Below are 9,717 nucleotides of genomic sequence, written 5' to 3'. Positions count from 1 at the left end.
CCGACAGATCGGCTTGAAGACCCGAAGTCAGTCAGGCGCTGGGTCAGGAACGACCGCTGCGGGGCTCTCCCACATCCTCACTGTCAGGCGTCGACTCGGTCGGGGAGACCGGCACCTTCCGCGTATGCCTCGAGGAAGGCCTCGGGACCGAGCAGTTCGCGGGCACGGGTGGTGGCACGGTCGATGTCGCGCTGCTCGCTCGTCGTCGCGGGCCAGCCGCGTCGTCGCCGCCAGCGCGCTGCGGTGCCGAGCAGTTCGGCCGCGGTGCGGCCGTGCCCGCACGTGGCCGTGACACAGGCGCGGGCCTCCATCGCTGCGGGCGCGGCGTTGGCGGCGGCGTTGGCCCGTGCCACCGCCGAGGCGCGGGAGTGGTACGAGGCGGCGGCTTCGAGGTCGCCGGTCAGCTCGGCCACCAGACCCAGGCCGGTCAGGGCCGCCGTCCGCCAGTCCGGCTTGTCCTGGTCACCGAGCAGCCGGATCGCCTCGGTGTAGGACCGCCGGGCGGCTTCGAGGTCGGCTCGCTGCCGGGCGACGGCGGCCTCGCCGATGCTCGCCAGAGGGTTGCCCTCGGCACCGAGTTCTCTGCCGATCGCGTGAGCTGCGCTGAACCGCTCGGCCGCGCCAGCCGGATCGCCGAGGAGAAGCCGGACATGGCCGATGGCGGCCACGCCGTACTGCACTGTGTTCGCCAGGCCGAGCTGCCGCCCTTCGGCGACCGCGCCCTCGTACATCGACAGGGCTCGCTCCAGGCGCCCGGCCCGGTGCAGCGCGATCCCGTGGTGGTACTGGATCGCCGAGACGCCCCAGTGGTCGCCGAGCGTTCGGAAGGTCGCCAGTGCCCGTTCGGCGTGGGCTGCGGCGGCGTCGGGATCGCCACGCCCGAAGTCGAGCTCCATCCGGACGAAGGAGACCAGCGCATCGCCCCAACGGTCACCGACCCGGTCGAACTCGCCGGCCGCGGCATCCAGCAGGTGACCTGCGGCGTCCACGTCGGCAGGGCTGCCCGCGATGCCCTCCACGGCCACCAGGACGCGCGAGTACGCCGAACCGTGGGCATCCCCCACCTCCGTGAGGTGGGACAGGCTCTCCCGTGCGGCGGCAGCGGAGGCGGCGCTGGGATGGACGACGCACGAGCCGGGTCGGCCGGCCAGCGCCTGGGCCTGCAGGGCCAGTCCGCGCCGGCCGGGTGATCCGCCCGGTGTCGCGGCCAGCAGCGTCGTGATCTCCGTTCCCGGCGGCTGGCTCGCGAAGTACCAGAACCAGCCCAGCCCGGCGACCAGCCGCAGACCGAGGTCGGGATCGGCTGCCGCGGCGCTCCTGCACCAGGTCAGCGCGACCCGCAGGTTGTCGCGCTCGTCGCGCAGCCACGTGAGCCATCGGGGTTGTTCCGGACCGCGCAGCAAGGGCGTGCCTCGTTCGGCGGCGTCGGCGAAGAAGCGGGCGTGCGCGGCAGCGACCAGCTCCTCCTCGCCGGCCTCGACGAGACGCTCGTGGGCGTAGTGCCGCAGGGTCTCCAGCATCCGGAACCGCCCCCCGCGGGAGTGGTCGGCGACGACCAGTGAGCGGTCGACCAGCCGGACGAGCAGGCCGAGGACCCGGGCTGCCTCCAGGCCGGCTCCGGCGCAGATGCCCTCGGCAGCCGGCAGGGTCCAGCCGCCGCGGAACACCGAGAGCCGCCGGAACAGGATCTGGTCGGGTTCGGTGAGCAGCTGGTGGCTCCAGTCCACCGTCGCTCGCAGCGTCTGCTGGCGTGCCGCGGTGGTCCGCGGCCCGGCGGTCAGCAACGCGTAGCGGTCATCCAGGCGGTCGGCGATCTCGTCGGGGGGCAAGGTGGTGATCAGCGCGGCGGCCAGCTCGATGGCCAGTGGAATGCCGTCGAGAGCCTGGCAGATCCGGACCACCGCGGCTGCCGTGTCGACGACGTCGAACCCGGGACGCACCGAACGCGCCCGCTCGACGAACAGACGCACCGAGTCGAACTCGGTGACGTCGGTCCCGGCGAAGTCGGCGGGCGGAGTGGCGAGGGGGGAGATGGGCAGCTGGACCTCACCCGGCACAGCGAGGGGCTCCCGGCTGGTGGCGAGCACGCGCAGCCCCGGGCTGCCGGCGAGCAGCCGCCCCGTCAAGGCGGCGCACCGGTCCACGAGATGCTCGCAGTTGTCCAGCAGCACCAGCGCGGTGCGCTCCCTCAGGTATTGGAGGAGAGCTTCCTCGTCGTCCGCGCCGTGCGGGAGGCCGAGCGCGTCGGCCACGGCACGGGCGACACCTGACGCCTGCGGGACGCCGGCCAGCTCGACCAGCCAGACGCCGTCCGGGAACTCGGGCTCGGTCCGGTCGATCACCTCCAGGGCGACGCTCGTCTTGCCCACTCCGCCCAGGCCGGTGAGCGTGACCAGCCGGTGCACGCGGAGCAGTTCGGCTGCCTGCGCCAGCTCCGCGGCGCGCCCGATGAACGACGTGAGCCGGACCGGACGCGGCGGGCGGGGATCGATCGCCGTCGCTGCCGGCGGATCGAGCAGCGGATCCTGCCGCAGGATGGCCTCTTCGAGGTCGGTCAGCGCGGCCGAGGGGTCGATGCCCAGTTCGTCGGCCAGGTGCGCGCGCGCCCCGTGATAGGCGGCCAGTGCCTCGGCCTGCCGTCCCGACCGGTACAGCGCCAGCATGAGCAGGCGGTGCAATCGTTCTCGCAGCGGATACCGGGCGACCAGCGTCTCCAGGTCGTTCACCACGTCGGTGTGCCGACCCGCGGCCAGGGCCAGTTCGATACGTTCCTCGGAGGCGGCCAGCCGGAGCTCCTCGAGCCGGCCGATCTCCGGCTCGGCCCACGCGAGCCCGCCGAACCCGGCGAGCGCCGTACCGCGCCACAGCGCAAGGCCCTGCTCGTACCTCCGGGCCGCCACGGCCGGGGCATGACCGGCGAGCTGTCGGGCCTCGGCGACGAGCGAGGTGAACCGGTGCGCGTCGACCTCGCCCCGGTCGATGCCGAGGGTGTAGCCGGACGACCGGTGCACGACCGCTCCGTCGGCGAGGCCCATGGCGGACAGCGCCCGCCTCAGCTTCGACACCCGCACCTGGAGGGCGTTGGCCGGGTAGGCCGGCAGATCGGCTCCCCACAACGAGTCGATCAGGGTCTCGGCCGGGACCACCCGGCCCGCGGCGAGCAGCAGGATCACGAGCAGCTCGCGCTCCGCCGGCGGAGGCAGCGGCACGGGGCCGGCTCCGGTGAGTACCTCGAGGGGGCCGAGAACTCGGAATCGCACTCAGGAACATCTCCGTGTGGCGAAGTCAGGCGCAGGCGGTGTCGTGATTGTGCTCGTTCGGCCGTTCCTGGTGTGCCCTCGTGGACTTCCCGGGTCACGGCCGGCTGCTGTCCACCTCCGCGGGCAGGACGACGAAGCTGAACATCATGCCGCCCTGGCTGTGCTCCGCGATGTGGCAGTGCGCCATCCACAGTCCGGGATTGGACACGTCCAGCAGGATGTCCACCGTCTCCGCGGCCCGGACGAGGACCGTGTCCTTCCAGACCAGGTTCGGCTCCGTCGTTCCGTTCCGGGTCAGAACGAGCAACCGGCCGGCACCGTGGACATGGAACGGATGGTGCATCGGGTGGTCCTGCTCTGCGTCGTTGACCAGGCGGATCTTCACCTGGTCGCCCACGAAGAAGGTCCAGTCGATGTCCGCGTTCACCGCTCCCGTCTGGCCGTCCACCAGCCGCCAGAACATGTTCTCCGGTGTCGATGCCGCGTTGATCTCGGGCATGAGGTCCTCCCACTCGAGGCCGTCGCCGCCAGCCGCACTCCCGCCATGGGCGTCCTCGTGGGCGTGTGCGGCGGCGGGCGCCCGGCCGACTTCCGCAGAGACCGGCACGAGTCGCATGCCGCAGAGGGGGCACGTCCCCGGCTCGTCGCGGACGACGTCCGCGTGCATGGGGCACGTCCAGCCGGTCGAGGTGGCGGGTGCACTGCCGTAGAGGAGCGGCATCTCCGAGGTGAACGACAGGACCTTGTCGGGAACCCGGTCCAGAGCAGCCTGCATGCGGGCGCGCTCGGCCAAGAGCTCCGGCGCTGTGCGCAGTACGGCGAAGTCGGAGGGCGGGACAGCGGCCGGTCGTTCGTCGGTGACCTCGACGGCACCCAGGATGTACGTGCGGTCCGGAGTGCGGTGCTCCAGTTGGTAGGACCCGGGGGAGTCGAACAGCACGTCGACGACGGCTCGTTCCGACGGGGCGAGCAGCACGGCGTCGACGACGGCCTCCTGCTCGTAGCGGCCGCTGTCCCCGCCGACGAGCTTCATCGGGGCTCCGGCGATGCCGACGTTGAACAGCCGGGTGTTGGCGGTGTTGGTCAGGTGGAGGCGGACGATCTCGCCGGCGCGTGCGGTTTCCCGCCACTCGGTCCGTCCGGCGGTGAGCAGCACGTTCCCGAAGCGACCCATGGCCACGTGATCGGGTGCCGTGGTCGAGAAGGGCGCCATCCGACCGGCCTCGATCAGGACGTCGTCCAGGGTGACCAGCAGATCGCGGTCGGCCCGGGGCCAGTACGCCGGGTCGGAGGGCTCGACGACGATGTTGGCGTAGAGACCCATCTCCAGCCCGTGGTCCTCCCGGACGTGCGGGTGGTACCAGTACAGCCCGGGATCGGGGAATCGCAGGCGATAGGCGAACTCGCCGCCGACCGGAATCGGCGCCTGCGTCTGGTCCGGCACCCCGTCGTAGGCGCTGTCCAGACGCAGCCCGTGCCAGTGGACCGTGGTGTCGCCGTCCCCCTGATTGCGGACGTGGACGGTGACCTCGGATCCCTGGCGGACGCGCAAGGTGGGGCCCGGAACGGAACCGTTGTACGCCAGCATCCGGATAGTGTCCGTGCCGATCCGGGCGGCGACCGGCGCGATCGTGATGCTCACGTCGTCACCGTCGGCGAGATCGATCGGGCTCGACGCCTGGGCCCGGTCCAGGCCGCGGACGTCGGTGGGGAACCGGGTCGACGCCGGCCCGGCCGGCCGGGTCGTAGACGTCGTCAGGAGGCGGTCGGGATCCGTCACGTCCGGGCTCCGAGCCCGTCGACGAAGGACGCGGCCCGGTACCCGTCGGGAACACCGTCGACGATGACCGCGCCGCCGACGGAGTTGCGGAGGCGGAGGGGGAGGATCGCCTGGTACTCCGGAGAGTGGTACCAGGCCTGGGCGTGCCCGACGTCGGGGAAGCCGATGACCACGACAGGACCCGGTAGGTCCCCGTCCATCACCTGCGGCGTGGCGCCGTGGACGAGGAACTGCCCCGCGAACGGGGGAAGCGTGGCGTCGATCCGGCGCATGTACTCGACGATTTCGTCGTTGAGGTCGACGCTGCGCAGATTCGCGACGGCGTAAGCGGTCATCGGAGTCCCTTCTGCCGGGTGACTGCGGACGGCGGCCATGCCAACGGTGGGAGGACGCGCTGTCCGATCGCTGTCCGGATGCTGGCCTTCAGCACCCGGCGACCGGCCCTGTGCCGGCTCAGGGGACCACGTGGCGGATGCCCGCGAAGGACAGCGCCGCCGCGGTGACCGCGATGGCTGCCGGCAGACCGATCAGCAGGGCCGCCGACGGCAGGTCGGAGAGCAACAGACCGATCTCGTCCCACCAGCTGCGCCACGTGATGAGCACGGTCGAGCCGCCGAGGACAAGGATGCCGAGGAGCGTCAGCCCCCAGACGCCGTTCGTTCCCCACCGTTTGTAGGCGATGCCGATGCCGATGCCGATGAACGCGAAGGCGAGCAGGGGCGAGCCCGACATCGCGACCTGGAGCGGGAAGTTGTCGGCCTTGACGGGTCCCGGCGCCCAAAACGTCAGGCCGACGCCCCAACCGTCTGTCGCGGTCTCCACCGAAGTCAGCACGGCGAGCGCCAGCCCGTAGGCCAGCGACATGGCCATCGCATACACGGCCGCCCCGAAGAGGTACGCGCGCCGGCTCAGGCTGATCCCCATCGCGAAGGGGAGCAGCTGCGTGACCGCCTCCACGAACACGCAGAGCACGGTGACGTACAGCGCCAGCACACCCCCGGTAACGGCGTCCTCGCCCTGCCGGCGCAGGTCGGCCAGTCGCCAGAGTGCCCAGTTGAGGGCGAAGGCGAGCCCACCACCACCCACGGCATCCCGAGAACCACCGTGGGATGCACCACCTGCAGTCGGGCAGCTGTCAGCACACGATTCATCGAGGTACCCCTTCGAGGTCGGCGGGGACGCGGGCCGCTGCTCCCTGCGTCGGCAGGCTCATCGCCACGACCAGCTGCTGGAGAGAAGCGGGCTCCCAGGACAGGCCCATCGCCGAGGGGTCGTCGGGGTGCCCGTTCTCGACGAGGCGGACGACGGCGCGGCTCTGTCGACCGACGGACTCGGTGCGGATCAGTTCGTGTCGGTCGGCGAACGCTGCCACCCGCTCGCCGTCGCCCGTCACGGTCACCGCGCTGCCACGCAGGGAGGGGGCGTCGGCGTCCAGGCGGATGCGTCCCCGGTCGATCAGGCGAATGTGCTCCAGCAGGTCGGAGATCTCCTCGATCAGGTGCGTGGACAGCACGATCGTGCGCGGGTGCTCGGCGTGGTCGGCGAGCAGCCGGTCGTAGAACAGCCGCCGCGCCACGGCGTCGAGACCGAGATAGGGCTCGTCGAAGAGCGTCACGGGTGCCCGCGAGGCGAGCCCGATGGTGATGCCGACGGCGGAGTTCATGCCCCGCGAGAGCTTCTTGATCTTCCGCCCCGCCGGCAGGTCGAACTCCCGCACCAGCGAGCCGGCCAGATCGCCGTCCCACGAGGGGAGAGTTCGGGCCGCGGCAGTCAGGGCGTCGCGTACCCGGAAGTGGTCGGGATGGCGCTGCCCCTCCTTGATGAAGGAGATCCGGCGGAGGACGGCGTCGTTCTCGTAGGGGGCTGCGCCGAAGACCTCGACGACGCCGCTCGTCGGCACGCGGTGTCCCGTCAGTACCTGCAGCATCGTGGTCTTGCCGGCGCCGTTGCGGCCGAGCAGGCCGGTGATGCTGCCCTGCTCGAGGGCGACGTCGACCTGGTCCAGAGCTGTGTGCTCGCGGAAGCGCATGGTGACGTCCGTCAGCCGGGCCACTGCGGTCATCCGAGGCCATCCCGTCGGTGATCGGACGGGCAGTCGCGCCGACGGCGAAACCGCTCGGGACGGCGTCCGTGCAGGGCGACCGGACGCGGGTTGCGAACGAGGCAGTCCCGTGCCTCTCGGACATGGCGGTTGGCAGTCATCGCGGTCCTTCCCCAGATCAGCGGTGGCATGTCGTGGACACAGCAACCGTGCAAGGCCGTGCTGTCCGATCGCTGTCCGGCTGCCGGCTGTCCGACGGGGCCGTCCTCAGCCCGAGCCCGACCAGCCGTTCCAGCGGGCGCCGACAGACCCCGACAGAGTTCGGACGCGCACGGCGACATGGTCGTGTTTCGTGTTCGGCGGAACACTCGGCGACGGGCTCGGGGGAGACTGGCTTGCCCTTATCGCCTTCCTGGTGATGATGACGTTCGCCTTCATCTGGCTGTCGGTCGCGTTCGGCCTCGCCAGCAAGTCCGTCGAGCCGGCGAGCAGCGTCGGCATGCCGTTGGTCCTGCTTCCGTTCCTGGGCAGCGGGTTCGTCCCGACCGACTCGATGCCCACCGCGCTGCGCTGGTTCGCCGAGTACCAGCCGTTCACCCCGCTGATCGACACGGTGCGCGGCTCCTGGCGGGAACCCCGAGCGGAACCAGTGCTGCTCTCGCCGCTGCGTGGTCGGCCGGCATCGCCCTCGGCGGCTACCTGTGGGCACGGGCGTTGTTCGACCGCGCCGCACGGTGAACGAGCCAACCTACGGGGGAGTGGCGCGCGTTTCGCCGGAGCGGGCCTGGCTCCGGGCCGACTGCGTTCCGACAGCGTTCGGACAGCGACCGCCGACACGGTCGTGAAGAGAGAGCACCGAAGGAAGAAGCCATGACTGCGACAACGATCGACGGGCCGGTCCACACCAGATCCAGGTCCCACCGGCGCTGGCAGGCACGAGCTCTGCCCGTGGCGGCCGCGTGGTCCCTGGCGTACCTCGGACTGGGGATCGCCTGGTGGGCGGGTGCAGCGGGCAACCCCGCCGACCCCTCGGTGGACGACGCCGTCGGGCTGTCGCTGCTCACGGTCTGGGGGGCGACGACCGGAGCGGCGATGCTCACCGCCGTGGGCGGTCTCGGCCTGGTGCTCGCCGCCACGATGGTCGCCCGTCGGCGGCGCGTGCCGATCGCCCTGCTGCCGCCGCGGATGACGACCGTCCTCGGAATCGCTCTTGCCGTGGCTCTCGCGGTGCTCCTGCCCGACTTCCGGTTGATCGCGGCCATCGCCTACACCCCGATCCTGCTGGTGCTGACGCTCTTCGGCGGCGCACCGGGGGACGTGACCCTGTGGCCCTGGCCCGTGGTCAACATGGCCGTCCTCAGTCTCGCCGGGCTCGCGTGGTTCGTCGCCGTCGTCGAGGACGCCGGCCGACGCCGCTGGGAGGCGGCCGACGACGGTCGAGACCGCATCGGGCACATGTCGGGGGTCGCCGCGAGATGGGGCCGTCGGGCCACCGGCCTGGCCGTGGTCCTGCCGCTCGGATACGCCGTCACGCGATACGCGTGGGCCCTCGGCATCCCGCTGGGCGTCAGCCCGGAGCTCCTCGACGAGCTCGGGAAGGGCGTGTACGCGGGAGCGGGGCTTGCCACGCTCGGGGTACTCGGCGCCGTCCTCACGCTCGGCCTCGTGCAGCAATGGGGGGAGGTCTTCCCGCGCTGGATGATCGGCGTCCGGGGACGGCCGGTACCGGTCGGCCTGGCCGTCGTGCCCGCCTCGATCGTCTCCGTCGTCGTCACCTCGGCGGGGCTGATGTTCGTGCGCCTCGGGATCACCGGCCGCTTTGCCGAGAACTTTCCCGGTGGGACGTCGGATGTCGCGGCGTGGCTGCCGGAGATGTTCTGGCCGCTCTGGGGGGCCGCCCTCGCGGCAGCCACCTACGCCTACTGGCTGCGCCGGCGCGCCGGCGCACCGGCCGGTCGGTCATGAGGGGAGGCCCGTCCCGGCTGCTGCCGGTGCGCTCCCATTCCCATTCCGCCAGAAAGGACTCCCATGCCCGCCATCCCCTGGTCCACGGTCGACGTCGTCGAGCCTCACGCGGAAGTGACGCCGATGGGGTCGCGGCTCCCGCTCCGCTCCTACCGCGACATCCCGGCGTTCCTCCTGTGGACGCTCCGGATCCGCCGCCAGCTCGCCGGAACGGCGGGCGTGGTCGGCTACGCCCTCGACGCCCACCTCCTGCGCAAGACGTGCTGGACGGTGTCGGCCTGGACCGGGCCGAAGGCGGTCGAGGAGTTCGTCCGCCGGGAGCCGCATGCCGCCGGAGTGGCCGCCATCCGGCCGCGCATGCGCCCGTCGACGTTCGTCTTCTGGACGGGGCCCGCCACCGCCCTGGCACGCGGCTGGGACGAGATCCGCAGGGGCCTCGCTGACGAAGCGGCCCGGCAGAGTGAGAGGCAGAACAGTGTTGATCCGTCGTGAGCTGCCCGGTGACAAGTCCGCGATCCGTCGGGTGCACGCCGACGCTTTCGCTCCGCACTACCAGGGCGAGCCGCCGGTCGAGCCACAGCTCGTCGACGACCTCCGCGCCAGCGGCGCCATCTCGACGCTCTGTCCCTGATCGCGATGGCCGACGGCGAGATCGCGGGCCACGTCTGCTG

Annotated in this window: 8 protein-coding genes; 3 read left to right on the top strand and 5 right to left on the bottom strand. The window is 71.7% G+C overall.

Annotated features, from left to right (window positions below):
* Positions 1 to 83: 83 nt before the first annotated feature.
* The 5 genes from BLW63_RS25700 to BLW63_RS25680 form a co-directional block, all read right to left on the bottom strand.
* Positions 84 to 3,209 (bottom strand): AfsR/SARP family transcriptional regulator, encoded by a 3,126-nt coding sequence (locus BLW63_RS25700; RefSeq protein WP_170856988.1) that lies wholly within the window; start codon positions 3,207 to 3,209, stop codon positions 84 to 86.
* 145 nt (positions 3,210 to 3,354) lie between these two features.
* Positions 3,355 to 5,040, bottom strand: a complete 1,686-nt coding sequence (locus BLW63_RS25695; RefSeq protein ID WP_091162469.1) for a multicopper oxidase family protein — start codon at positions 5,038 to 5,040, stop codon at positions 3,355 to 3,357.
* Positions 5,037 to 5,375 (bottom strand): DUF1330 domain-containing protein, encoded by a 339-nt coding sequence (locus BLW63_RS25690; protein WP_091162466.1) that lies wholly within the window; start codon positions 5,373 to 5,375, stop codon positions 5,037 to 5,039. Before BLW63_RS25690 ends, BLW63_RS25695 begins: the two co-directional genes overlap by 4 nt.
* Before the next feature lie 118 nt (positions 5,376 to 5,493).
* The gene (locus tag BLW63_RS25685; protein ID WP_091162464.1) at positions 5,494 to 6,126 is read right to left on the bottom strand and encodes a hypothetical protein; all 633 of its coding nucleotides are present in this window, start codon (positions 6,124 to 6,126) and stop codon (positions 5,494 to 5,496) included.
* A 61-nt stretch (positions 6,127 to 6,187) separates the two neighbouring features.
* Positions 6,188 to 7,102 (bottom strand): ATP-binding cassette domain-containing protein, encoded by a 915-nt coding sequence (locus tag BLW63_RS25680; RefSeq protein ID WP_091162461.1) that lies wholly within the window; start codon positions 7,100 to 7,102, stop codon positions 6,188 to 6,190.
* 331 nt (positions 7,103 to 7,433) lie between these two features.
* On the opposite strand from BLW63_RS25680, the gene BLW63_RS27620 reads away from it, so the two are divergent.
* The 3 genes from BLW63_RS27620 (at position 7,434) to BLW63_RS25665 (ending at position 9,538) form a co-directional block, all read left to right on the top strand.
* On the top strand, positions 7,434 to 7,955 hold the full coding sequence (locus BLW63_RS27620) for an ABC transporter permease (RefSeq protein ID WP_211517313.1): 522 nt from the start codon (positions 7,434 to 7,436) through the stop codon (positions 7,953 to 7,955).
* A gap of 74 nt (positions 7,956 to 8,029) precedes the next feature.
* Positions 8,030 to 9,046, top strand: a complete 1,017-nt coding sequence (locus BLW63_RS25670) for a hypothetical protein (protein WP_091162459.1) — start codon at positions 8,030 to 8,032, stop codon at positions 9,044 to 9,046.
* A 63-nt stretch (positions 9,047 to 9,109) separates the two neighbouring features.
* Positions 9,110 to 9,538 carry a hypothetical protein gene (locus tag BLW63_RS25665; protein WP_091162457.1) on the top strand — a complete coding sequence of 143 codons (429 nt, stop codon included), beginning with the start codon at positions 9,110 to 9,112 and terminating at the stop codon, positions 9,536 to 9,538.
* The last annotated feature ends 179 nt before the right edge of the window (positions 9,539 to 9,717 follow it).

It is taken from the genome of Geodermatophilus africanus, assembly GCF_900107105.1.
GTDB lineage: Bacteria > Actinomycetota > Actinomycetes > Mycobacteriales > Geodermatophilaceae > Geodermatophilus > Geodermatophilus africanus.
The sequence above is the reverse complement of the archived record's forward strand: the minus strand, read 5'-3'. Positions and strand labels throughout refer to the sequence as shown.